This is a genomic window from Peptidiphaga gingivicola, assembly GCF_001652275.1.
Lineage (GTDB): Bacteria > Actinomycetota > Actinomycetes > Actinomycetales > Actinomycetaceae > Peptidiphaga > Peptidiphaga gingivicola.
Map to the genome: position 1 here is coordinate 562,518 of NZ_LVZK01000001.1, position 24,744 is coordinate 587,261.

21 protein-coding genes are annotated in these 24,744 nt (G+C 64.1%); 15 read left to right on the forward strand and 6 right to left on the reverse strand.

From position 1 onward, the window contains the following. Positions 1-162: 162 nt before the first annotated feature. The 3 genes from mtnN to A4H34_RS02280 all read right to left on the reverse strand — a co-directional run bounded on the left by mtnN (position 163) and on the right by A4H34_RS02280 (position 2,921). Complete coding sequence (gene mtnN, locus A4H34_RS02270; protein WP_064230930.1) at positions 163-1,542, reverse strand: 5'-methylthioadenosine/S-adenosylhomocysteine nucleosidase; 1,380 nt, start codon at positions 1,540-1,542, stop codon at positions 163-165. Further along, a complete protein-coding gene (locus A4H34_RS02275) occupies positions 1,539-2,012 on the reverse strand; it encodes an S-ribosylhomocysteine lyase (RefSeq protein ID WP_064230931.1) in 474 nt (157 codons plus the stop codon). Before A4H34_RS02275 ends, mtnN begins: the two co-directional genes overlap by 4 nt. A 486-nt stretch (positions 2,013-2,498) precedes the next feature. Then, a complete protein-coding gene (locus A4H34_RS02280) occupies positions 2,499-2,921 on the reverse strand; it encodes a Fur family transcriptional regulator (protein WP_009198005.1) in 423 nt (140 codons plus the stop codon). 222 nt (positions 2,922-3,143) lie between these two features. On the opposite strand from A4H34_RS02280, the gene A4H34_RS02285 reads away from it, so the two are divergent. After that, positions 3,144-4,622 carry an L-serine ammonia-lyase gene (locus tag A4H34_RS02285; RefSeq protein WP_064230932.1) on the forward strand — a complete coding sequence of 493 codons (1,479 nt, stop codon included), beginning with the start codon at positions 3,144-3,146 and terminating at the stop codon, positions 4,620-4,622. Here the strand turns inward: A4H34_RS02285 and A4H34_RS02290 are convergent. The 3 genes from A4H34_RS02290 to A4H34_RS11185 form a co-directional block, all read right to left on the reverse strand. Beyond that, positions 4,603-5,742, reverse strand: a complete 1,140-nt coding sequence (locus A4H34_RS02290) for a PLP-dependent transferase (RefSeq protein WP_064230933.1) — start codon at positions 5,740-5,742, stop codon at positions 4,603-4,605. The two genes, A4H34_RS02285 and A4H34_RS02290, sit on opposite strands and share 20 nt — an antisense overlap. After that, positions 5,739-7,157 (reverse strand): MalY/PatB family protein, encoded by a 1,419-nt coding sequence (locus A4H34_RS02295; protein WP_231870922.1) that lies wholly within the window; start codon positions 7,155-7,157, stop codon positions 5,739-5,741. The genes A4H34_RS02290 and A4H34_RS02295 overlap by 4 nt, the downstream gene beginning before the upstream one ends. 1,092 nt (positions 7,158-8,249) lie before the next feature. Next, positions 8,250-8,555 (reverse strand): DUF4190 domain-containing protein, encoded by a 306-nt coding sequence (locus A4H34_RS11185; protein WP_197480394.1) that lies wholly within the window; start codon positions 8,553-8,555, stop codon positions 8,250-8,252. An 867-nt stretch (positions 8,556-9,422) separates the two neighbouring features. Here A4H34_RS11185 and A4H34_RS02305 point away from each other — a divergent pair. The 14 genes from A4H34_RS02305 (at position 9,423) to A4H34_RS02375 (ending at position 24,540) form a co-directional block, all read left to right on the forward strand. Further along, positions 9,423-10,004 carry a DUF4956 domain-containing protein gene (locus tag A4H34_RS02305; protein ID WP_064230935.1) on the forward strand — a complete coding sequence of 194 codons (582 nt, stop codon included), beginning with the start codon at positions 9,423-9,425 and terminating at the stop codon, positions 10,002-10,004. Then, positions 10,004-10,867: a VTC domain-containing protein gene (locus tag A4H34_RS02310; protein ID WP_082903006.1), complete on the forward strand. Its 864-nt coding sequence runs from the start codon at positions 10,004-10,006 to the stop codon at positions 10,865-10,867. The genes A4H34_RS02305 and A4H34_RS02310 overlap by 1 nt, the downstream gene beginning before the upstream one ends. A 7-nt stretch (positions 10,868-10,874) precedes the next feature. Then, positions 10,875-12,386, forward strand: a complete 1,512-nt coding sequence (locus tag A4H34_RS02315; RefSeq protein WP_064230936.1) for a carbohydrate-binding domain-containing protein — start codon at positions 10,875-10,877, stop codon at positions 12,384-12,386. Between the two features lie 381 nt (positions 12,387-12,767). After that, on the forward strand, positions 12,768-13,352 hold the full coding sequence (locus A4H34_RS02320) for a DUF4956 domain-containing protein (RefSeq protein WP_009197990.1): 585 nt from the start codon (positions 12,768-12,770) through the stop codon (positions 13,350-13,352). Continuing rightward, positions 13,352-14,212, forward strand: a complete 861-nt coding sequence (locus A4H34_RS02325) for a VTC domain-containing protein (protein ID WP_082903007.1) — start codon at positions 13,352-13,354, stop codon at positions 14,210-14,212. Before A4H34_RS02320 ends, A4H34_RS02325 begins: the two co-directional genes overlap by 1 nt. Beyond that, the gene (locus A4H34_RS02330; protein WP_064230937.1) at positions 14,209-15,774 is read left to right on the forward strand and encodes a carbohydrate-binding domain-containing protein; all 1,566 of its coding nucleotides are present in this window, start codon (positions 14,209-14,211) and stop codon (positions 15,772-15,774) included. Before A4H34_RS02325 ends, A4H34_RS02330 begins: the two co-directional genes overlap by 4 nt. A gap of 818 nt (positions 15,775-16,592) precedes the next feature. Beyond that, positions 16,593-16,847, forward strand: coding sequence for a glutaredoxin-like protein NrdH (nrdH, locus tag A4H34_RS02340; protein ID WP_009197985.1), 255 nt, complete (start codon positions 16,593-16,595; stop codon positions 16,845-16,847). 76 nt (positions 16,848-16,923) lie between these two features. Continuing rightward, positions 16,924-17,328 carry a class Ib ribonucleoside-diphosphate reductase assembly flavoprotein NrdI gene (gene nrdI, locus A4H34_RS02345; protein ID WP_009197984.1) on the forward strand — a complete coding sequence of 135 codons (405 nt, stop codon included), beginning with the start codon at positions 16,924-16,926 and terminating at the stop codon, positions 17,326-17,328. Next, positions 17,310-19,463, forward strand: coding sequence for a class 1b ribonucleoside-diphosphate reductase subunit alpha (gene nrdE, locus A4H34_RS02350; protein WP_040322476.1), 2,154 nt, complete (start codon positions 17,310-17,312; stop codon positions 19,461-19,463). The genes nrdI and nrdE overlap by 19 nt, the downstream gene beginning before the upstream one ends. A 938-nt stretch (positions 19,464-20,401) precedes the next feature. Further along, positions 20,402-20,839, forward strand: a complete 438-nt coding sequence (locus A4H34_RS10835; RefSeq protein WP_138587135.1) for a hypothetical protein — start codon at positions 20,402-20,404, stop codon at positions 20,837-20,839. Positions 20,840-21,087: 248 nt separating this feature from the next. Further along, positions 21,088-22,086, forward strand: a complete 999-nt coding sequence (locus A4H34_RS02360) for an ABC transporter ATP-binding protein (protein WP_064230940.1) — start codon at positions 21,088-21,090, stop codon at positions 22,084-22,086. Next, positions 22,083-22,748 carry an ABC transporter permease gene (locus tag A4H34_RS02365; RefSeq protein WP_064230941.1) on the forward strand — a complete coding sequence of 222 codons (666 nt, stop codon included), beginning with the start codon at positions 22,083-22,085 and terminating at the stop codon, positions 22,746-22,748. Before A4H34_RS02360 ends, A4H34_RS02365 begins: the two co-directional genes overlap by 4 nt. Further along, positions 22,745-23,425: an ABC transporter permease gene (locus tag A4H34_RS02370; protein ID WP_064230942.1), complete on the forward strand. Its 681-nt coding sequence runs from the start codon at positions 22,745-22,747 to the stop codon at positions 23,423-23,425. Before A4H34_RS02365 ends, A4H34_RS02370 begins: the two co-directional genes overlap by 4 nt. Continuing rightward, the gene (locus A4H34_RS02375) at positions 23,422-24,540 is read left to right on the forward strand and encodes an ABC transporter substrate-binding protein (RefSeq protein WP_156510216.1); all 1,119 of its coding nucleotides are present in this window, start codon (positions 23,422-23,424) and stop codon (positions 24,538-24,540) included. Before A4H34_RS02370 ends, A4H34_RS02375 begins: the two co-directional genes overlap by 4 nt. Positions 24,541-24,744: the final 204 nt, after the last annotated feature.

Here is a 24,744-nt window from a genome sequence, read left to right on the forward strand (position 1 = left end):
TGACTGCCGCCCCAACGGCCGGCAGTCAGCTTCCGATTGGCCCGTGCGTCGCCCGGGTGCGGATCGCCGTCCATTGCCACGCTCGGCCCGCCCGTTGTACGTTCGGCGGCTGTCGAATTGCCGTCGATTGCAGCCGTTGCCGTGGTCGCTGCCCGCCTGCGATCACTCCCTGGCCGTCATGATCGCGGCTCGCCACGTGTTGAAACGCTGACGAATCGCGGCGGAGGACGGGCGGCCGGGAACCTGGCCCTTCCCGCCGTCGGAAGACCACACGCCGTACGCGGCGACGGACGGGCTCAGCCCGTTGGTCTCAGCCCACAGCAGGAAGTCGCGCAGCGCCTGCAGGTACTCCTGCTCGGTGAACTTGACGGTTCCACGCTGGCGGCCGGACTTGACCTGGATGCCGAGGCTGGCCAACGCGTCGTTCCAATAGCCGTTCGACCGCTTGGAAACCGTCTGCGACGTCGGAGGCCACGCGATCTGCCCGCGGTCGGACGTCAGGCCGAGGGTCGTGACGTAGTTGCTGCGTTCGGCGTCGTACTTCTTCGCCGTCAGGGTAATGCTCGGGTCCGTGCGAACCGCCGTGATCGCGGCGGCGACGTGCCCCAATGCCTCGGCGACGGCCACGGCGTTGCCCGAGAGCTGGGAGCGCACGGCGGTCGCGATGTCATCGGGGATGACCGAAATGTCCTCGGCCGGTTCGAGCTTCAACGTCCTGGCGAGGATGAGCAGCAGGGCGCCGTCGATGGCCGCCTTGCTGAACAGCGGCGATCGGCCCTTCGTGTGCTGGTTGAAGTAGCCGGAGAGCATGACCGCCGTTGCCACGGCGCTGACTGCGGCGGCCTCCTCGATCGCCACGTGATAATCCTGATCGGCAGCCGGCCCGCACAGGTCGGAGACGCAGCGAAGCGACACGAACGGAATTCCCCACGTCGTGCAAATCTGCGCCGCCGCCGTAGACTCCATGTCGGTTGAGATGGCGTTGGGGAACGCCGCGCGCACGGCTTCCACCTTGTCGGACGTGACAAAAGAGTCGCTCGTGAGCACCTGGCCCGAACGAGAAGCCGAGCCGGAGTGGAAGAGCAGCTCCTCGTCGCCGGCGAACATATCCGGCTGGCCGGGAATCTGCCCCAGCTTGTAGCCGAAGGCGGTCGCATCGGCCGAACCGTAGGCGTAGGTCGATCCGACGACGAGGTCAAGCACGTTGACATCGGTCGCCAACCCGCCGGCGGAGCCGATGGACACGACGCATCTGGGGCTGTACTCCGAGAGGATCCACCCCAAGGCGCTCGCGGTGGCGACCGTTCCTACGCCCGTGCGCATGACGACGATTCGCCCGCTTGACGTCTGCGCATACCACGCCTGCCCTGTCGGAATGGGGATCTGAGTGATTCTAGATGCGGCGCCGAGCAGGGAGCGGCCGATGCCCGGGCGCTTTTCAGCGAGCTCGCGTGCGCGAGAGGGCGCCTTGGTGAGGATGTCGAGGAAGGGCTGTACCTCGACATCCTGTGCAGCCAGCACAATGGCGTTTACGGTGGTCACGCCTCAATATCCTTCCATACCTCGCGCTGCTTCAACATAGAGCGGACGGCATGTTGTGCCGCCTCAAGTGAGTGATGTACGCCCCATCCGCATTGAACCTCGTTCGCGGCCGGGACTTCCGTTGCTCGCAGTATATCTTGAAAAGTGGCGGAAATGAGTGAAATTGCCCCGTCAATGTCAGGCTCGGAAGCGAGAATGAGGTAGAAGCCAGTTTGGCATCCCATCGGAGAGAAGTCCACCACAACGTCACTGTGATTACGCGCATACTCCGCGAAGGAATGCTCAATCGAGTGCACTGCCGGCATCTCTAGATGCTCCACGTTGGGTTGACAAAAGCGCACGTCGTACTTGGTGAGCACGTCGCCATGCGGCAGTCGTTTGACGTCAGCGACTCTGACAAAGGGGGCGTGAACTGCGCGATGGTCTAGATTGAAGGACTCTACGTTCATTCGTTCTCGTTGATCGGACATCGGATTCTCCTCTGGACAGGCAAGCGTTGAAAATGCCGACGCTTCTCGCGGCCAGCGTCTACCATTATGTTACATACGACATCGTATATGGTGGAAGGCATTGAAAAAACTGGTCGGTGTTTCTCATTCTGTGAGACGGTGTGTTGGTGTGAAAGTTGAATTGTTGAGGGATGCGTCGGATTCTTTCGGATGTGGCCGACTCTTGTCGGGCGCGGTCGTCAATTTTAGAAACAATTGTACCCCGGATTTTTTCAGGGTCGCCTCATGGTTGGCTCAGAAAGGCCGAGCAAGATGGAAGCACGGGCGGACGCCCCGGGATATCGTGGACTCGGGCCCGCCGCCGAGGCGAAGGACATGCGCCTCGTACAAGAGAATAGCTTCGGTTTTCTCGGCATGGCGAGAATCCCTTCAGGCCGAAGCATTGGCGGGCGGCGATGCGTGGATCGCCGCCCGCTTGCTCTGCGCGAAGGCAGATTTGCGAATTTGCTATTTCCTTCGCTTTGCCTGGCAATCCGGGCAGTAGCCGTGATAAATGACCTCCGCCTCGTTGATCGTGTATCCGTGAGTGTGCGAAGCGTGAAGGCAGGGCTTCTCTCCTTTTGCGCAGGGAACGTCTTCAATCCTCCCGCACGACCGGCAGATGGCGTGATGGTGATTGTCGTTCCGGTTGATCTCGTAATAGGTGACGGTTCCCGCCGAACGAACCTCGCGCAGCAAGCCCGCCGTCGTCAGAGCGTGGACGATGTCGTAGACGGCCTGGACGGAAACCGAGCCGATCTGGTCGATGACCCCCTGCCGCAGGGCCTCGACGCTGGAATGCCCGCCCTCTTGCGCCGTGCGCAGAAGGGCCAAGCGCGGTTCCGTGACGCGCAGCCCCGCATCGCGCAGCGTGCTCGAATAGTCTCTCATCGCTCCTGCGGCTCTCTCTCGATTGTTTGCACTGTGCAGTGAAGTGGAAGCTCCCGGTGGGGACGTGGAGTTCCGGTGGGGATGCGAAGGCCCGTCCCGGTAGCATTGTAGTTGCTTGCGTCAGCCCTTGGGTACTCGTCGGCGCCGGTTCCGCCGGTCGGCCCACGGGCATGACACGTCCGCACCGCAGCGGCGTGTCGCACGTCGATTGGAAGGAATGCAATGGCTCCGCTTCACGGTCTGCCCGACGGCCCCGCCGCGGTCGTCTCAGGCCAGATCTCCGCAGAAGAGGCTTCGCGCCCCCTGTCCGTCCGGGACATCTTTCGCGTGGGAATCGGCCCTTCCTCCTCTCACACGGTCGGCCCTATGAGGGCGGGCCTGCACTTCGCCGAACATCTGAGAATCCCGGCGCGGGCGAAGCTCGGGCGCATCGTCGTCGAGCTCATGGGCTCCCTGGGCGCCACGGGGAAGGGCCATTCGACGGACAGGGCCGTCATGCTCGGCCTCGCCGGCCACTCTCCCGAGAACGTGCCGATTGACGTCGTCGACGCCATCATGGGCGACGTCGAACGCACCGGCGTCCTGAGCGTGGCGGGAGCGGGGGAAGTCGGATTCGCAGCCGAACGCGACATTCTCTTCCTCCCGGGAAAGATCCTTCCATTCCACGTCAACTCTCTCACTGTCCGCGCCCTCGCCGAAGACGGGGCGGTCCTCGGCGAGCGCACATACTATTCGGTGGGCGGAGGATTCGTGATGGAAGAGTGCGGCGACGCCGAAAGGGCCTCTGAGACGCGCCCGCTCGCGGCAGCCTGGGACTGCCCGGCGGCCTCCCCGCCCCCGTATCCGTATTCGAGCGCGGCCCAGCTGCTCGGCCACTGCGAGCGCGAGGGCCTGAGGATCTCCGACGTCGTCAAAGCCAACGAGCTTGCGCTCATGGGCGAAGAGGAGCTGCTGGCGGCCCTCGACGGGATCGTCGCCGCGATGCGCGAGAGCATCGAAGCCGGTTGCACGACGACGGGGCTGCTGCCTGGAATCCTCAAAGTGCGCAGGCGCGCCCCTCGGCTTCTGGCCGACCTGCGCGCCCGGCAGGCCTCGGACGACGGCGACGAGTTGGCCGGAATGGACTGGATCAACCTTTACGCGCTCGCGGTCAACGAAGAGAACGCCGCGGGCCACCGCGTGGTGACCGCGCCGACCAACGGCGCAGCCGGCGTGATTCCGGCGGTGTTGGCGTACTACATACGCCGCAAGGGCGGCTCTGCCGAATGCGTGCGCCGGTTCTTGTTGACGGCGTCGGCCGTCGGCGGCCTCATCAAGACGAACGCTTCGATCGCGGGCGCGGAGGTCGGATGCCAGGGCGAAATCGGATCGGCCTGCGCGATGGCGGCGGCCGGCCTCGCCGAGGCTCTGGGCGGCCAGCCGCAGCAGGTGGAGAACGCCGCGGAGATCGCCATGGAGCACTGCCTGGGGCTGACGTGCGACCCGGTGGGCGGGCTCGTCCAAATCCCCTGCATCGAGCGAAACGCCATCGCCGCGGTCAAGGCGATCAACGCCGCGCGGATGGCGCTGTGGGGCGACGGGCGGCACGCGGTCTCCTTTGACGCCGTCATCGAGACCATGCGTCAAACGGGGGAGGACATGCTCTCTAAGTACAAGGAGACCAGCCGCGGCGGTTTGGCCGTCAACGTCGTCGAATGCTGACCTCGAGCGCTCCGAGCAGGTCGTCGACGAGGTCCCGCCAATGCTCCAGGCCGACGCTCAGGCGGAGCAGGTCGTCTGTCAGCCCGTAGCCCATTCGCCTCTCCCGCGGGACGTCTGCGTGCGTCTGGACGGCTGGGCATGTGATGAGCGATTCGACGCCGCCGAGGGATTCGGCGAAGGTGAAGAGGCGAACCGATTCGAGGACTTTCGGCATGTCCACGGACTCGTTCGGGACGAAGCTCAGCATTCCGCCCCTGCCGGTGTAGTGCACGCGGTCGATGAGGGGGCTCTCTTCGAGGGCGGCCGCGACCTTTCGCGCGTTGTCTTGGTGGCGCTCCATGCGCAGGGCCAGCGTCTTCATTCCGCGCATGAGCAGCCAGCTGTCGAAGGGTCCGAGGGTCGCGCCCGTCATGTTGAGGCGAACGGCCAGTTTCTCGGCGAGGTCCTCTCGGGAGACGATCACGGCGCCCGCCAAGACGTCGTTGTGCCCGCCCAGGTACTTCGTGGCGGAGTGGAGGACGACGTCGGCGCCCGATTCCAAAGGCCTCTGGAAGATCGGCGTGTAGAAGGTGTTGTCTACGGCCACGATCGCGCCTGCCCGCCGACCCATATCGACGATTCGCTCAATGTCGATCTCGACCATCATCGGGTTGGTCGGCGTCTCGATGAAGACGAGGTCTGCCGGCTTGGACAGGGCGGCGCACAGGCCTTGTTCGCCTATGGCGAAATCCACGTCGTAGACGCCGGTCTTGGCGAGCTCGTCGAAGTAGCGGTACGTCCCGCCGTAGATGTCTTCGGCGGCGACGATCCGCGAGCCGGGGGCCGCCAGGGAGACGACGAGTTCGGCCGCCGCCATTCCCGACGACGTCGCGAATCCCGCCGTGCCGCCTTCGATCTGCGCGAGCGCGCTTTGCAGGACGTCGCGGGTCGGGTTGGCCGTGCGGGTGTAGTCGTATCCCGTCGAGGCGCCCAGTCCCGGGTGGGCGTAGGCAGTGGAAAGGTAGATGGGCGCGGTCAGCGCGCCGGTGCCCGGGTCGCTCGACGTGCCGATGTGCGCCAGAACCGTTTCGGCGCGACGGGGGGCCTTTTCGCGGCGGGAGGGTTCGGCGTGGGCGCTCACGAATCCCTCTCCGCCCGCTCGGCGTCCTCGTCCTGCCGGGTCTGCGAGGCTTCCTGAGGATCGCCCGGGGCCTCAGCGTCGGTTGGCGATGCCGAGTCGGCCGTGGCCCCGGAATCGTCCGGCGCTTCAGAACCGGCTGACGCTTCAGAATCGATCGACGCCGTTTCGAATGCGGCGGTTTCGAATGTGGCGGTCGCGGGAGCGGAAGTGGGCTCGTCGGACACCGATTGCGCCTCGACGGCGCGCCTGAGCCGATCGACCGCCTCCTTCAGCGTGCTCCGCGGGCAGGCGATGTTGATGCGGGTGTACCCGAGGCCTTCGTCCCCGAAGATCGCGCCGTCGTCGAGCCAAAGGTCCGCTTCGTTGACCATGAACTCGTCAAGCTCGCCGGCCTCGATCCCGAGATTGTGGATCAGCTTGCGGCAGTCGAGCCAGGGAAGGTACGTGCCCTCGGGTTTGACGAGCTCGATCCCGTCGATTCCCTCGAGCGCCGCCGCCAGAAACTCCAGGTTTTCCGCCATGTGCTCTCGGAAGGCGTCGAGCCATTCCTCGCCCTCGTTGTAGGCGGCGCGGCAGGCGGCGAGGCCGAGGGCGTTCGGTTCGCTGTAGCCCGCGGCGTTCGACTCGCGGATGAAATCCTGCCGCCGCTTCCGGTCGGGGACGACGATGTTGGCGAGCTGGAGCCCGGCGAGGTTGAAGGACTTCGACGGCGACGTGAAGGTCACCGTTCGATTCGACATTCCCGGCAGGGAGGAGAACGGCGTTGTGCGGATGCCCGGATAGGTCAGATCGGCGTGGATCTCGTCCGCGAGGACGAGGACGTCGAGCTTCGCGGCGAGGTCGGCGAGTCCGAGCAGCTCCTCGCGGGTCCACACCCGGCCGACCGGGTTGTGGGGGTTGCACAGGATCATCGTCCGCGCGCCCGAAGCGACGAACGTGGCCTCGAGGACGGCGAGATCGCGAATGTATCGCCCCTGCCCATTGCGCACGAGAGGCGCGTTGACCGCGGTGCGGCCGTTGTTTTCGACGATCGACCGGAAGGGGTAGTAGACGGGCTCCTCGATGACGACGCCGTCGCCGGGCTCCGTGAAAGCCCTGACGGCGTGAGTCAGAGCCGGGATCACGCCTCCGGCGGCGACGATCGACATCGGGTCGACCTCCCACCCGAAACGGCGGGACTGCCAGGAGGCGACGGCCTCGAAATAGGATGCGTCCGGACTCGTGTACCCGAAGATTCCGTGGGCGACGCGTTCGTGAAGCGCCCGGACGACGGCGGGGGCCGTCCGATGGTCCATGTCCGCAACCCACATGGGCAGGACAGTCTCGGGGTACCCGCGGCGCTCACGGGCGTCCCATTTCAACGACTCCGTGTTCTCGCGGTCAATGAACGAATCGAAATCGAACTCTTTGGTCACCTGCACGCCTTTCTCCCGGTCGTCGAAGCATCGGTGCGGTTTCAGGCGCCTGCGGCGAACGCAATGCGCGGCCCGGAACGCCGTTCCGGTCGGCTTCGACAGCCGCCCATCGACCGCGAATCTAGATTACCAAGAACCCAGATTGCCAAGAACTCGGGCTGTCAAAACTCGGATTGCCATGAACTCGGGCGATTAAAGGACCGCGGAGAGGGCGCGAGCATGTTCGTGACCGCTCCGAGGCTCAGAAGGCTGAACGTCAGCGACGCCGTCGCAAAGGGTTTTCTCGGGACGGTCGGCTGGGGGCCTCCGCGAACCGGTGTCTGAGGGGCTTGGCCTTGAGGAAACTCGTCCTGCTCGGCAACGGAGGTTGGCTGGTCGACGGCCGAGGCTGCCTGCTCAGCGGCAGAATCGGGGCATAAGACGATTGGGCGGGGTTTCCGGCCTAGAGGCCGTCGTGGGGCGCCGCCTCTGTCGGAGGCGTGCCCGTGCGAGAGTAATAAACGGCGTGAGGATGATCCCTGGTCGCCCGAATGCCAAGCCAGCGCAGGCCAGACCCTTTCCCGGCTTGCCGGTTCTCCGGACGGAGTGCAACGTGCAGTGACCGAAGCGGCGCCGTTGCCCTCCTCTTTGTTCGAAGGAAAGGCTCCGATGTTTGTGTTTTCTTTCGCACTCAATTCGTTTGGATCTAACGTGTTGAAAACCTTATTTTCGATTTCTTAATCTTAGTTCTACACATATTTGTGCTCTTTGAATTCTGACATTCGTGCAGCGACGTCGTAAACGGCCACCGTGACGTCGTCTTCGTCCAACCGGCCGTCCGCTTTGCCTTGGCTCGCCGCCCTTGGCCGGCTTGTTGGCGAGCACGGGGATTTCGCCGGCCGCCGCTGCGCCGCTTGATTCCCCTGCAAGCGCCCCGTCCTTGCTGTGCGGAAATGTTCGTCGACGCCGCAATGCGATGCGGGGCCCAGAATGTCGTTCTGAGCCCCGCACAGATTGCGAATCTTGATTGCCCGGACGCGGCGGCGCGAAGCCCGCCGAACTGGACTGCCATGGGCGCGCCGGGCGGTTCGCACGTCCGACGTCGCGTGGGCTTCATCCGAGTATGTCCGCGGTTCCTTTTAAAATCGTGATTACAAGCACGGCGAGAATGGCCGCAATGTAGCCGATGATCGTGCCGGCAATGGCTTCGGGCTTGCCCCCTTTGCCCGTCTTTCGGATGTCGTTGAGAGCGACGTGCCCGAGGATGACGCCCACTATGGGCAGGAGGAGAGCCAAGGAAGCGATTCCGAGCAAGGCGGTCACGATGCCCAGAAGGCTGCACGCCAGCGATGCGATTGCCAGAGGGTTCATCCCGCTGGCGACCGGCTGGCGGCCTCCGTAGGCCGCCGGGGGCGGCACCTGTCCTTGGGGGAAGGGCCCCTGGTTTTGTGGGAAATTGGGCGTCTGCGGTTGTGGAAGGCCTTGGCTGTCCGCCTGATGGTTTTCGTTTGGCGATGATACTTGCTGCGAGTTTTCGTTTGGCAATGATCCTTGCTGTTGGTTTTCGTTTGGCAATGACATCGCTCCCCTTTCTCTCGATGTTTCAGGTCTCGCGGCGATCCGGATCGCACCTGATGCCCGCCGGCGTGAACGACCTCGGAGTGCCAACTCATAGTAGCGTGAAGGCGTACAAAGGCAAAGTTGAGATACCATTCTGCCCCATCCGCGTCCGTGCGCAACGCTCTTGCGTCCGCCGGCTCCAGCGACCTTGCATCTTCGGCCCGCTCGAAGCTCGGATGGTCCAGCGAGTCAAGCCGCCGGCGACAGCCGTGTCGCAAATCGGCGACATTCGTTTTTCGCTCATGTCGAAATCAACGCCTAAATTGTCGAAATATCAATGAATATTTGCCGTCAGGAAAGAACCGCGATTCGCTGGCGCAAATTGAGTGTGTCGCAGACACTAGAAAACGAAGTCGATCTCTGGCACGCTGTTTTTAGTTGGATTGAAGCGATCCACACTTCTACAACTCAAATAAATTCATCGCATTGCGATCATGCCGGATCCGAGGCGTGCGGCTTTCGTTCCCACCTTCAGCGGTCGCCCCAACGTCAACCGTCTCTGCGCGCACCCGTCACGAGTTCGGAAAGGGTCAGGCAACGAGAGCCTGAGCCGTTCGACGACGGCGTCGGGCGTTGCGACAAACCGCAGAAGAAACCACGCAGCTTTCTGGGTCCGGTCTCCGCCCCGCGAGGGGCGGCGATGAAAGACCACGACAGGAGATATCCATGAACTATCCCCTCTTCGCCGTCGACCTCACAGCGATCGGGGCGCTGGCGTTCGCGCTGTACTATCCACGACATCGACGCAAAGACCTTGCCGTCGCCCTCCTGGGCGTCAACATCGGAGTTTTTGCCGTGACCACGGCTTTGTCCACGGCGACTGTGGGCGCCGGGCTGGGGCTCGGCCTGTTCGGCGTGCTCTCGATCATCCGTCTGCGCTCGACCGAGCTGAGCCAGGTCGAGGTGGCCTATTACTTCGCCGCGCTCGCCATCGGGCTCATCGGCGGAATGGGCGAGGGCATGTCCCTCGGCATCGCAGCGCTGCTCATCGCCGCGATTATCCTCGCCCTCGCGGTGGCCGATTCGAAGCTGGTGATGACGGGTTCGAGCCACATGACGCTGGTTGTGGACAGGGCCCTTTCCAATCCGGAAGAGCTTGCGCGATACATCGAGCGTCGCACCGACATGAAAGTGCGCGAGGTGAGCATCGTCAGGCTCGATTACGTCAACGACTCCACCATGGTCGACGTCCGCTGCTCGAAGGGGCGGGCCCAGATCCGGGAGACGAAGTCGTTGAGGGCCGCCTGATGGCCGTGATGTCTATGGCGGGCGAAGCTGAGGTGAAATCGAGTTCGAAGAGAGACGGATTCGAGCTGCTCGGCTTGCCGGAGATCTCTCTGCGTGAGCTGTCTGCGCGGGCCGAGCTGCTCAAGCGGACCGACCGCAAGTACCTCGTTCCGGACAGGACGGTCGTCGAGATGGTCGGCTTTCTCTGCGACATCGGGGCCTGCGCCTTGACGATCGACGGGCTTCAGACCTTCGGCTATCTCTCGGATTACTACGACACATTGGACTTCGCCCTCTACCGCGCGGCCGCCACAAAGCGCCGTCGGCGTTTCAAACTCCGCTCCCGGGTCTACCTCGATTCGGGGCTGCACTTCATGGAGCTCAAGACCCGGTCCGGGCGAGGGCAAAACGTCAAAGACCGCCTGCGGCTGGAGGACGTCCGCTCGAAGGACTACTTCTACCGCGGCGACCCCGCCGAACCGCTCAAGCGTTCGGAGGTGCTCCGTTGGGCGGCGAAGCTGCTCGTTCGCCGCGGCGTGACGGCGACTCACAGGGAGGGTTTCAGAACCCTGGCGAGCCTTGTGCCGTCAAGCCGCTCGTACTACCGGCGTTCGACGCTTTGCCTCCCTGACGATTCCAGGTTGACGATCGACCAGGGCCTCGTGCTCGCGGGCCCCGGAGAGGTCTCCGGGTTCGAGTTTCCCGAAGTGGTCGTCGAAACCAAGTCGAGCGGGCGCACGTCCGACGTCGACCGGTGGCTGTGGTCCCGCGGCATACGGCCGTCCCGAGTGTCCAAATACGCCATTGGCACGGCAATAGTCCATCCCGAATTGCCGGCCAACCGCTGGCATTCGACAATGACCAAACTAGGACTAAGGAGATAGCTATCCGATGACTGGGAAAATCCAAAGACACGCGGCGGCGGTCCTCGCCGTTGCGGGCCTCGCCCTGGCCGGCTGCGGCGACGGAAAATCGAACCCGAGCGGATCGAAGTCGACGTCCAAGGGATCGTCGATTGTGGGCTCCGGTGAGACCGACGGGTTGAAGATCCTCGATTCGCTGCGCAGCGTCTCCGGAAAGAAAGTCCCCACGGGAGGCGACATTTACGCGTCGTCCGTCAAGCCGAACGGGGCCACTCCCGAGGCGGTCATGGCGGAGAACCAAAAGCCGCACGCCGATTCCAACGACGCCGATTACAAGGAGTCGTCCGCGACGACGATCCAGCTCGACGGCACGCCGAAGGTTTCGGGCAATGGCGCGAGCGCGACGCAGGACGCCGTGACCATCAAGCAGGACGGCGTCTACGTGCTCTCAGGCTCCTTCAACGGGACGGTCACGGTCGAGGCGCCGGACACGGCGAAGGTGAAAATCGTCCTCAAGAACGCCAACATCTCCTCGTCCAAGGACTCGGCCATTCGGGTGAAGACGGCCGACGAGGCGGTCGTCATCGCCGCAGAAGGCACCTCCAACAGCCTGTCCGACACCTCGAGCTACGCCGGCAATGCGAAGGGGCCGTCAGCCGCCCTTGCGTCGTCCGCGGACCTCACCGTGGGCGGCAAGGGCGAGCTCAAGGTCACCGGCAACGCCAACGACGGCATCTCCAGCTCCGACGGCCTCGTCGTGACCGGCGGGAAGATCAGCGTCAGCGCCCCCGACGACGCCGTGCGCGGCCAGGACTACGTGGTCATAGCCGGCGGCACGCTCGACCTCAACGGCAAGGGCAACGGCATCAAGTCCGAAAACGAGACCAAGTCGGGCCGCGGATATGTGCTCGTCACGGGCGGCGACCTGACGATCAACGGCGGTTCGTCCAACGCCGTGAACGCGAAAACCGAGATCGTCATCGCAGGCGGCAACATCAAGATTGCGGGCTCCAAGGAGGGCATCGAAGCGGCGCACGTCCTCCTTGCGGGGGGCAAGGCCGACGTCAAAACGACCGACGACGGCATCAACGCCACCGGCGTCAGGCCTTGGCTCTCCGTCTCCGGGGGCGAGTGGCGCCTGGACACCGGAGGCGACGGCTTCGACTCCAACGGCGCCGCCTACATCGGCGGGGGAAAGATGACGATCTACGGCCCCACCGACACGCGTGCGGCCTCGCTCGACGCCGAGACCGGCCTTGAAATCGACGGCGGCACCCTGTTCGCCGCGGGCCCCTCGGGCATGGACGAAACGCCGTCGTCGGGCTCCTCTCAGACGGCGATCAAGGTCGACGCCGCGGTCAAGGCGCAGACCGCCGTGACCGTCGTCGAATCGGGGGGCAAGGAACTGGCCAAGCACACCCCCACGAAGGACGTGAGTTCGATCTTCTTCTCCTCCGCCGACATTGCGAAGGGCAAGGAATACAAAATCGTCGTCGACGGCCACGAGATCGCCAAGGCCAAAGCCGGCGAGTTCAAGTAGGGCGAAACTGCGCGGGCCCGGCCCGCCGCCTGCCCTCCAGACGCGAATCCCGCGGAACATTTCCAGGCGTTCCGCGGGATTCGCCTGTCTAGAGCGGAGTCCGCTTTCCTAGAACGAGAAAAGCCCGCCTAAAGCGGGATTCGCCGCCTGGACGCATTCGCCGCCGGGCGCCGTCGATCGCAAGCGCCTCCGGCGCTGCCGGGTTGAATCGCGTCAGAATCGCGTTGCTCAACGTAAAACAAAGTTCGAGAGTATTCCCAGAAAAGCTTCGGATAAAACATTGGGAAAATCGAGCTGCGTTTCGCATTCTTGACGGGTCGGCGAAGCAATGCCCGCGGCTCGGAACGTCCGGGTGCGTGGGGCTCGCAAGAAGGAGGCAGTATGGACGTCCGACTCTTTGCCCTTGACATAGCGGCGATATGCGCGCTCGCGTTCGCGCTGTACTATCCGCGCCATCGGCGCAAGGACCTTGCGGTCGCACTCGTGGGCGTCAACATCGGGGTGCTGGCAGTGACAACGGCTCTGGCCACGGCGACCGTGGGCGCGGGGCTGGGGCTCGGCCTGTTCGGCGTGCTCTCGATCATCCGTCTGCGCTCGAGCGAGCTGAGCCAGGTCGAGGTGGCCTACTACTTCGCCGCCCTTGCCATCGGGCTCATCGGCGGCCTCGGATCGGGAATGCCGTTCGCGGCGGCGTCCGCCCTCATCGGCGGCATCGTTTTCGCGCTCGCCGTCGTCGATTCCAGGCGCGTCATGTCCGGCTCCCGGCACATGGCGATGGTGGTCGACCGTGCGATCGGCGACGCCGACGAGCTCGCCCGGTTCATTGAGGCGCGCACGGGCATGGCCGTGCGCGAAGTGAGCGTCGTCAGGCTCGATTACGTCAACGATTCCACGACGGTGGACGTGCGATGCGGCGGGAAAGCAGCCGTCGAGAGCGCTCGGCCCCGAAACCTGAGGGCCGCCTGATGGCGGTTCCCGACATGCGAACCGCCGACGTCGTCGGCGAATCTTTCGCGCGGCTGCCGGAGATCTCCCTCGACGAGCTCGCCGCCAGCGCCTCGCTTCTCACGAGAATCGATCGCAAGTACCTTCTTCAGGCCGACGTCGCGGCGGACCTCGTCGCCTCGCTGGCGGCGAGCGGGGCGCGCGCGTTGACCATCGACGGGCAGTCGGCCTTCGGCTACCTGTCCGACTACGACGACACGCCTGATTTCTCTCTCTATCGCGCGGCCGCCACGAAACGCCGTCGGCGTTTCAAGCTCCGCTCCCGCGTCTACCTCGATTCGGGGATGCACTTCCTCGAATTGAAGACTCGTTCGGGGCGCGGGCACAACGTCAAAGACAGGCTCCGTTTGGAGGACGTCCCGGTGGGCGTCTGCGCGGCCATACGCCTCGGGCGCAGCGTGAAACGCCCCGATCTGCTCGTTCGGCCCGAAGTGCGCGAATGGCTGGCCGAACGCCTGGCGGACAGGGAGATCGCCGGAACCCGCCGCGAGGCGCTGAGGGTCGCGGCCAGCCTGACCCCGGCGGCCCGATCGGTCTATACGCGTTCGACCCTTTGCCTGCCCGAAGGCTCTCGGCTGACGGCCGATCGCGCCCTCGTCCTCTGCGCGCCCTCGGGCGACGCCCGCGTCGAGGTTCCAGGCGTCGTCGTCGAAACGAAGTCCGCCGGGCGCGCCTCCGCCGCCGACAGGTGGCTTTGGAGCAACGGACATCGCCCGCTGAGGATCTCGAAGTACGCGCTCGGCGTCGCGTCGATCCATCCCGAATTGCCCTCCAACCGTTGGAATAGGGCGATGAAAAGACTAGGAGACGAAAGAACATGAAGAAGAACCTGAGAAAGAAATTCGCGGCCGTCGCGCTCACAGCGGGAGTGGCTCTGGGCGGCTGCAAAGTCGGCTCCTCGCAGGCCTCCGAGGTCGGCGCGGCCTCGAATTCCATCGCCTCGGGCTCGTCGGCGGGCTCCGCAAAATTCGCCGCGACGGACGGCGATGGTTTGAAGACGCTCGACTCCCTGCGCAGCGCGTCCGAGAAGTCCGTTCCCTCCGGCGACGTGTATTCGACGACGGTGACGGCCGCCAAAGCGACCGTCGAGAGCGTCATGGCGGAGAATCAGAAGCCGCACGCCGATTCGAACGACGCGCAGTACGACGCCGCCTCGGCAACCAAGATCTCGCTGAACGGCGCGTCCGCTTCGGTCGAGGGCTCCGGCGCCGCGGCAAGCGAGGGCAAAGTGACGATCTCCTCGGCTGGAACCTACGTGCTTTCGGGCAAATTCACCGGCCAGATCCTGGTGACGGCCGCGGATTCCGACAAGGTGAAAATCGTGCTTGACGGCGCCGAGATCTCGTCTTCGACCGACGCCGCGATTCGCGTGAAGAGCGCCGACGAAGCGGTGGTCATCGCCGCCGAGGGCACCGTCAACTCGGTGTCCGACACCTCAAAGTACGCCGATTCCAGCGGCCCCACGGCTGCAATCGCCTCTTCGGCGGACCTGACGCTCGGCGGCGCCGGGACGCTCAACGTGACCGGCAACGGCAACGACGGCGTCTCCAGCTCGGACGGGCTCGTCATTCTGGGCGGCAAGATCAACGTCAAGGCCGCCGACGACGCCGTGCGCGGCCAGGACTACGTCGTCATAGCCGGGGGGACCCTCTCCCTTCAGGCCAAGGGTGACGCGGTCAAGGCCGACAACGAGACCGCCTCGGGCCGCGGATACGTGCTTATGACGGGCGGAAACGTCACGGCGTCGGCGGGCTCCGACGCGATCGACGCGACGTCGGACGTGGTTCTCGCCGGAGGCTCGACGAAGGTGGCGAAATCGCAGGAGGGCGTCGAGGGCGCCACAATCCTCCTGGCCGGAGGCTCGGCGGCCATAACTTCCAGCGACGACGGGTTGAACGCCACCGGCGGCGACTCTCCGTGGCTGTCCGTGACCGGCGGCGACTGGACGGTCAACGCCCAAGGCGACGGATTCGACTCGAACGGCGCAGGCTACATGGGCGGCGGAAAGATGACAGTCTGGGGGCCCACGAACGGCGGAAACGGCGCCATCGACGCCGAAAGCGGCCTGACGATGGCCGGGGGCGCCCTTTTCGCCGCGGGATCCCAGGGCATGGACCAGGCGCCCGCGACGTCCTCCGCGCAGGCCTCGATCAAGGTCACCGGTCAGGCGAGCAAAGGCTCGACCTTCGCTGTGTTCGATTCGAACGGCAAGCAGATCGCCTCTTACACGCTCGTGAAGAACGCGGGTTCCTTCGTGTTCTCCTCGCCCGACATCGTCAAGGGAAAGAAGTACACGATCAAGGTCGACGGCGAGCAAGTCGTGACCGCGACGGCCGGAGACTACGACGAAAACCGCATGAGCATGCCGGGAGGCCGGAGGTGACCGGAGGCGGAAGACAAAGGGGAGGCAGCCGATGACGGGAGGCGGCGGACAAAGGGGGAGACGGCTGATGGCGGGAGGGGCCAGGCAACAAGGCGAGGCTGTCGGCGACGAGAGGCCGCCGGCGATCGCGCTCTAAACGCGACACGCCAGAGCCAGACACGCCGATCCGGGAGAAGATGCCCATCGGGGAGGCGGGGAATCTTTTCCACAGCTTGTGGACAGTTCGGTGGAGTTTTCCACACATGTGGACTCGTTTCGTCCACATGTGTGGAAAACTCCGTTTCTCCGGTGCTGCGAAAGGCAGCAGTCAGGCTTCGCTTCGGCGGACCGCTTCGCCTCGTTGGATCGTTTGCCTCGACGGGCCGCCGTCTTTCGGCGAAGGCGAAAAGGCCTTCGTGGGCGCTGCGTGCCTCTGCGGCACCGAGTCCGCAACGGCCGCACTCGCGTCGGTTTTCGCGAAGAGGCTTCTACGGGGCTCTTGCGGAACCGAATTTGTGTCGGAGGCGCAGGGGAGAATCGTTTCAGCCGCCCGCCGGGCGGCCCGAAACACCCGGTTTGGTGTGGAAAGGAGGAGGATAAGTCGGCCGGTCGGCGTGTCTGTGTGCACAGCTTCTCCACCAGAAAGGAGAGGCAGTCCACAGGGCGAATGACAAGGGTGTCACTTGTCACCCGGACACAAGCCCTTGTGGTCTAACCGAAAACCGACCACAAGGTGTAGTGTCTTCGCGTGTGCCGCTCAGGCGGCGCGACTTGGATTTGATGCGTACCCCGGGTTGGTCGGAGACGACCCGCTCAAGGGATCGGAAGGAGCGGCTCTTATGAGCGTCACTGTTTACACCAAGCCTTCGTGCGTTCAGTGCAACGCGACGAAGCGGGCGCTGGCGAAGGCCGGGCTCGCCTACCGCGAGGTGGACCTGACTCAGGATGCCGAGGCGCTGGAGACGGTCAAGGCGATGGGTTACCAATCCGCGCCCGTGGTTTTCGCCGAGGGCGACCACTGGTCGGGCTTTCGCCCTGACAAGATCAAGGCGCTGACGGCGGCCGCTCGAGAGTCGGCGGCTGTCACAGCGTGACGGTGAACGGGGCCGGGCGGCGCCTGCGGCATCGCCCGGCCCCGTCCGGAGCCCTTCATAGATCGGCAGGCCTCGGATGGCAAAGCTCGTCTACTTTTCATCGGCGACGAACAACACCGAAAGATTCGTCAAGAAGCTGGGCATGCCCGCGTGCCGCATTCCGCTGCGCCCGAAGGAAGGGCCGCTCCGCGTAGACGAGGAGTACGTCCTCGTCGTCCCCACATACGGAGGGGGCAACGCCAAGGGCGCTGTTCCCAAACAGGTCATCAAGTTCCTCAACGACGAACACAACCGCTCCCTCATCCGCGGCGTGATCTCGGGGGGGAATATGAATTTCGGCGCGGCCTACGGCTTGGCCGGCGACATCGTCGCCGCCAAATGCCACGTGCCGCACATGTACAGATTCGAATTGCTCGGGACGCCCTTGGACGTGGCCCGGGTTCGCGAAGGTTTGGAGAAGTTTTGGCAGCAAGCACGTTGACGGACACGGGCGAGGAGAGCTACGAGGACCCGAATCTCGACTACCACGCCCTGAACGCCAAGCTCAACCTCTACGACGCCAATGGCCTCATCCAGTTCGACGCCGACAGGGCCGCGGCGCGCCAGTACTTCCTCCAGCACGTCAACAAGAACACCGTCTACTTCCACGACCTCGAAGAGAAGATGGAGTACCTCGTCAAGGAGGGGTATTACGAGAAAGAGGTGCTCGACCAGTACCCCTTCGACTTCGTCAAGTCGCTCTACAAGGCGGCCTACGCCAAGAAGTTCCGCTTCCCGACTTTCCTGGGCGCCTTCAAGTACTACACGTCCTACACGCTCAAGACCTTCGACGGCACCCGCTACCTCGAGCGCTATGAGGACCGCGTGTGCATGGTGGCTCTCACGCTCGCCCGCGGCGACCAAGATCTCGCCGTCGACCTCATGGAAGAGATCATCTCGGGGCGCTTCCAGCCCGCGACCCCCACATTTCTCAATGCGGGCAAGGCCGCCCGCGGCGAGCTCGTCTCCTGCTTCCTCCTGCGCATCGAGGACAACATGGAGTCGATCGCCCGCGGCATCAACTCCGCGCTCCAGCTGTCCAAGCGCGGCGGCGGCGTCGCCCTCAACCTGTCGAACCTGCGCGAGCTCGGCGCCCCGATCAAGAGAATCCAGAACCAGTCCTCGGGCGTCAACCCCGTCATGAAGCTCCTCGAGGACTCCTTCTCCTACGCCAACCAACTGGGCGCGCGCCAGGGCGCCGGAGCCGTCTACCTCCACGCCCACCACCCGGACATCCTGCGCTTCCTCGACACCAAGCGAGAGAACGCGGATGAGAAGATCCGCATCAAGACCCTCTCCCTCGGCGTCGTCATCCCGGACGTCACGTTCGAGCTGGCGAAGAACAACGAGGACATGTACCTCTTCAGCCCCTACGACGTCGAACGGGTCTACGGCGTGCCCTTCACGGAGATCTCCGTGAGCGAGAAGTACCGCGAGATGGTCGATGACAAGCGCATCCGCAAATCGAAGATCAACGCCCGCGCGTTCTTCCAGACCCTCTCGGAGATCCAATTCGAATCCGGGTACCCGTACATCGTCTTCGAGGACACAGTGAACGCGGCGAACCCGATAAAGGGCAAGGTCACGATGTCGAACCTGTGCTCGGAGATCCTCCAGGTTTCCGAGGCTTCCGAGTACAACCCGGACCTTTCGTACGCGCACGTGGGCAAGGACATCTCGTGCAACCTGGGGTCGATGAACATCGCCAAGGCCATGGACTCGCCCGACCTCGGCAAGACGGTCGAGACCGCCGTGCGCGCCCTCACCGCCGTTTCGGACATGACGGACATCCGCTCGGTTCCCTCCATCGAACGCGGGAACGCCATGAGCCACTCCATCGGCCTGGGCCAGATGAATCTGCACGGCTACCTCGGCCGCGAGCGAGTCTTCTACGGCTCCGAGGAAGGCCTCGATTTCACGAACATGTACTTCTACACGGTGCTGTTCCACGCGATCCGCGCCTCGATGGAGATCGCGCGCGAGCGCGGAGAGCGCTTCGCCGGATTCGAGGATTCGACGTACGCCACGGGCGAGTTCTTTGACAAGTACGTCGAGGGCGCGTGGGAGCCGACGACGCCGAAGGTGCGCGAGCTGTTCGCAAACGTCCACATCCCGACCAGCGAGGACTGGGCGGCGCTGCGCGAGGACGTCCGGCGGTACGGCATGTACAACCAGAACCTTCAGGCGGTTCCGCCGACGGGATCGATCTCTTACATCAACCATTCGACGTCGTCGATCCATCCCATCGTCTCCAAGATCGAAATCCGCAAGGAAGGAAAGATCGGGAGGGTCTACTATCCGGCGCCCTACATGACGAACGACAACCTGGAGTACTACCAGGACGCCTACGAAATCGGCCCCGAAAAGATCATCGACACCTATGCGGCAGCGACCCAGCACGTGGATCAGGGGCTCTCGCTCACGCTGTTCTACCCGGACACCGTGACCACGCGCGACGTCAACCGCAACTACATCTACGCCTGGCGCAAGGGCATCAAGACGCTCTACTACATGCGAATCCGCCAGCAGGCGCTCGAGGGCACGGAGGTCGCCGGCTGCGTCTCGTGCATGCTGTGACCGTCGCGGCACGGAGGTCGCCGGCTGCGTCTCGTGCATGCTGGACGTGCGCCGACGCCCCCGCCTGGGGGCCGCTCTAGTTTCTGCCTCTGCCCCGTATGGGCGGCTCGCCGCGGTCGTCTCGCCAGGAGATTCCCAGGGCTATGTCTCCGTTTCGTGTGGACGGCTCGCCGACTCTGCTAAGACCGCGCGAGCCTTCCTCTCTGCCGTCGAGCGTTTCGGTTGGAGTGCGCGAAGGCGGTGTTGGCGGCTTCTTGTGCTGTCAATCGGCGCGGAGAACACAGGTAATTGGCGTAGAGACCACAGGATGAGCGGCTGGTTAGCGGGGTCTGGCAGCACGAAAGACGGCCTCCAAGCAAAGGAGGCCGTCAGAACATTGATTGCGGCTTTCAGAACATTGATTGCGGCTTAATTGCTGGATTCAGCGCGTTTCCCAGTCTCCGACGACGGAGGAACGCTGCTGCTTGCTGTCTTCTTGGCTCTGCGGCTCCGTGCCTCTGCAAGCTGCTCGCGTGCGGATTTGGTCGCTGGGACGACAGGGACAAGCCGCAGAGTAGAACTTCCAAAGCTGGTAGGTATAAGTTCAAATGCTGGCGCGGTTGACATAATTCGCTCCTTATTTTAAACGCGCAATCTAGCTCGCCAATCGTCGAGAAGACTGCCGAATTCGCTTCGCCGAGTTATTGCTCTGCGCAGTTACAAGTATGCCATTTTGAAGGAGTGAACAAGGAGCACCCCATTCTCTTCGTTTCTGCTGCGAAAGTGGATTGAATCGCCGATGTGTTAGTCGGTAGCTTGAACAATATGTCATAAATCCAAAGTTATAAATGTGGTATAGTTGTATCCGTCATCTAAATCAAAACTAGGAGAGAGTCTGAATGGGTGCCGGCTTTCTGCATCCCTTTCCTGACGAAAGTTACGGGGCGGACCATTACTACATGGCTGCTGTCGTCGTTGACGATCTGGAATATAGAAAGTTGTACGATAGACTGGATCGAGTGGCTTCGACGGCGCATGAGCAGTTCAACCTCGATCTTGACGTTGAGTTCCACGCTCACGACATAATGCAAGGACGCAAATCGTGGGGGTGTTTTCGCGGGCAGGTCCATGAAGCCGTTGTTTTATATCGGGCTGCTGCCCGCGCCGTACGTGAGTCCGGGGCACTGTTGACAATCGAAGGGTCCATGAACCTGAACCGTCGCGTTCGGGGCGTGCAGATCGAGCTGCTCGGACAATTCTTCGCGAATTCGGTTCGCTCCAAGATCGGAAATGGTTGCCCTAAACAAGCTCGGGGCCTTGCAGGCCCCCGGCAGTCAACGCCCCGACCTGCGGTTCGTCGTGCTTCTAGTTTAGTGCGTCCCTTCATTCTCATGTAGGAAACATGTCTCTTGTCATAAGACAAACGTTGCCCACCGACTGACAGCATCCTGCCGCGCGGACGGCTCAAATGGCGAGCCGGGCGATGGCGCGGCGATGCGCGTCGAGCAAACTTGCTCAATGGGTCGCCGCAGCAGTTCGTGAAAACCCGGCTCATGAAAACTCGGCTCTTGAGAACCCGTCGATTTCACCGACAGGCCAGGGCAGCCTCTTTTGCGAGCAGACCCAACGCCGATATGCTGAACACGTGATCGAATTCGAGTCCGTCGGAAAGACGTATCCCGGCGGCGCGGTTGCCGTGGAGAGCTTCACGTACACGGTGCCGAAACATCGAACCGTCGTGCTCGTCGGCTCGTCCGGCTCAGGCAAGACAACGCTGCTGCGCATGGTCAACCGCATGGTCGACCCGACGTCGGGAAGGGTGCTCATCGACGGCGTCGACGTGCGCGAAGCCGATCCCGTCAAACTCCGCCGATCCATCGGATACGTGCTTCAAGACGGCGGGCTCCTTCCGCATCGCACCGTCGCGGACAATGTCGCCACCGTGCCGATCCTCAACGGCACGCCAAGGCGCGAGGCCCGATCCGCGGCGCTGGAGCTTCTCGAACGGGTGGGGCTCGACCCGGAGCTCGGCGCCCGCTACCCGGCTCAGCTTTCCGGGGGCCAACGCCAGCGTGTGGGCGTGGCGCGGGCTCTGGCCGCCGAGCCCGAGATCCTGCTCATGGACGAGCCCTTCGGCGCCGTCGACCCCATCGTTCGCCGCGAGCTTCAAGACGAGCTCGTGCGTCTGCAAGGGGAGATCGGCAAAACGGTCGTCTTCGTGACGCACGACGTCGAAGAGGCGTTCCGCCTGTGCGACGAAGTCGTCGTGCTCGGCGAGGGCGGAAAAATCGCGCAGAGCGGCACGCCGGAAGAGATTCTGGCCGCTCCGGCAAACGACTTCGTGCGCACCTTCGTCGGCGGGACGAAGTCCAACCAAACGCTGCGCGTGCGCCAGGTCGCCGGGCGCAGCGTCGCCGTCGGCGAGGACGGACGCCAGGTGGGGGTCATTGAAGGGCTTGAAGGGCTTGTCAGCGGCGTGAAAGGCGCGGGGGACGACGCCCGGGAGCAGAGCTCCCGAGGACGGGAGGCTCAGCCCCGCCTGCCGCATGCCCTGGACGCCGCTCGGAGTTCTCTGCGCAAGGCGAAGGCGCGGTGGAGGCTCGGAGGCAAATCCGGCGACTCAGCTGAAGGCGGCCCGGTGTGAGCTGGCTGAGCGAGAACTGGCGGTGGGTCGGCGAACTTCTGCGGGCGCACCTGTTCATCGCGCTTCCGGCGACGGCCCTGGCCGTCTTGGTGTCTGTTCCGATCGGCCGCTTCGCGCATCGCTTCCCCAAGGTCGGCGGCGTCATCCTCTCCGGCGCCACGCTGACGTACGCGATCCCGTCGCTGCCGCTGCTCGTGGCCGTGCCGCTCGTCATCGGAACGCCCCTGCGTTCGCCGCTGACCATCATCGCGGCTCTCGGCCTGTACGGCATGGCCCTTCTTGTGAGGACGGCCAGCGACGCCTTCTCCTCGGTGGACCAGACCGTGATCGACGGCGCGACGGCGGTGGGGCATTCGCGCAGGACGCTCCTGTGGACGGTTGAGCTTCCGCTCGCGGTGCCCGTGCTCGTCTCTGGAATCAGGGTCGTCGCCGTCTCGACGGTGGGGCTTGTGACGATCGGGGCGCTCGTGGGAATTCCCAGCGTCGGCACGCTCCTGACCGACGGTTTTCAGCGGGGGATAACGGCCGAGGTCGTGACGGGGGTCGTCGCGACGGTCGCTCTGGCGCTCGCGGTCGACGGGCTCGTCGTCCTGCTCGGCAGGCTTCTCACGCCGTGGACGAGGGCCGGCAAGGCCCCCGGCGCGAAGGGGGAGCAGGCGTGAACTATTTCCTCTCGGCCCTCAAGTGGCTTACAGACTCTGCCAACTGGCGGGGCCCGTCAGGCATCGGCGCGAGGCTCCTCGAGCACGTGATCCTCACTCTCGGCGTCGTCGGGATCGCCGCCGCGATCGCCCTGCCGATCGGGATCGTCGTCGGCCACACGAGGCGAGGCGCGGGCTTCGTCGGCGCCGTCGTCGGCTCTGCGCGGTCGATCCCGACCCTCGGCCTGTTGACAATTTTCGGTTTGATCTTCGGGATCGGGCTCGACGCGCCGATCATCGCGCTCGTCATCCTGGCGATTCCCTCGCTTCTGGCGGGCGCCTACTCGGGGATCCAAGCCATCGACCCCGCCGTGCCCGCAGCTGCGACGGCGATAGGGATGAGCCCCGCCCAAGTGGTCTTCCGCGTGGAGCTGCCGCTGGCTCTGCCCGTCATCGTGGGCGGACTGCGCGCGACAGTGCTCCAGGTGGTGTCCACGGCGACGCTCGCCGCATACGTCGCGGACTGGGGCCTCGGCCGCTTCCTCTTCGCCGGCCTGCGGTCCCACAATTACCCGTTGATGCTCGGCGGATCGCTCGCAGTCATCGCCCTCGCGATCGTGTGCGAATTGCTCCTGTCCGCTCTGCAGCGGGCAACCGTGCGCCGCGCCGCGCCCGCCCACACCGCTTCTAAGGAGTGACATTGTCTTTCATCGCACGCATTCTCCAAAGGGTCGCCGCGAAGAACGGCCTCAGGGGCCTCCGCCCGGAAGAAAGCCGCTTCGCGGGCGCCGCGCAAGCCGCGTCCGCCGAACGGCCTCAAGCTGCGCCCGCGCCGGGGGACCAAGCTGCGCACGCACGTCGGACGAGCGCCGGATCGCGCGTCGCGTCGTGCACCGCGTCCGCGAGGGCGCCGCGCTTCGCCAAGGCGGTCGCGATGCTCGGCGCCGTCGCCCTCGCCGTCGGCTGCTCCAACGCCGATCCCCTGCGCAGGTCCGACGGGAAGGACCGGGCAGGCGAAACGATCGTCGTCGGCTCGCAGGATTATTACTCCAACGAGATTATTGCGGAGATATACGCGCAGGCGCTCGAGGCGAAGGGCTACAAAATCGAGCGGCAGATGAAAATCGGCCAGCGCGAGGTCTACATGCCCGAGGTCCGCTCCGGCTCAATCGACGTCTTTCCGGAATACACGGGCAATCTTCTTCAGTACATCGACTCCAAGGCGAGTGTGACGGCCCCCGAGCCCGTATATCGCGCACTGGAGAAGAAGCTTCCGCGCGAGCTCACTGTGCTCAATCAGGCGCCGGCCGCGGACCAGGACTCCTACGTAGTCACCGCGAAGTTCGCCTCGGAGAACGGAATTCGCACCATAGGCGACCTCGCCAAGGTCAAGGGGCGGCTGGTGCTTGGCGGAAACTCGGAGCTCGAATCGCGCCCGTACGGTCCGAAAGGCCTGAAATCGGCATACGGTGTGGACGTCTCTTTCACGCCCATTGAAGACTCGGGTGGCCCGCTGACGATCAAATCGCTGCGCGAAGGGCGCGCACAGGTCGTCGATCTGTACTCCGGAAACCCGGAGCTCTCCACGGGGGAGTTCGTGGTGCTCCAGGATCCGAAGAACCTCTTCCTCTCCTCGCACGTCGTTCCCCTCGTCTCCTCGAAGCTTCCCGTTCGCGCCGCCAGAATCCTCGACCGCGTCTCCGCCAAGCTCACATCCGAAGACCTGCGCGCGATGGGCGCCCGTTCAGTCAAATCCGGCCAGCCCGCTTCGAAGATCGCCAAGGATTGGCTCAAGGGCAAGGGGTTGGGCTGACTGGTTGGGCTAAGCAGCCGGGTCGATCAGCCCGGCCGGTCAAGGGGCGACGGCTTTTCTGCTTGAATTATTTACAGAATAATTAAAGGGTACTTCTCCCCAAACGATATAGATTCCTTGATCTTTAACTAAGTGTTTGAAAGGTTGGATATATAAATTGAATTATTTGTGTCAGGCCACCTAAAAACATGTAAAAGGAAGGTG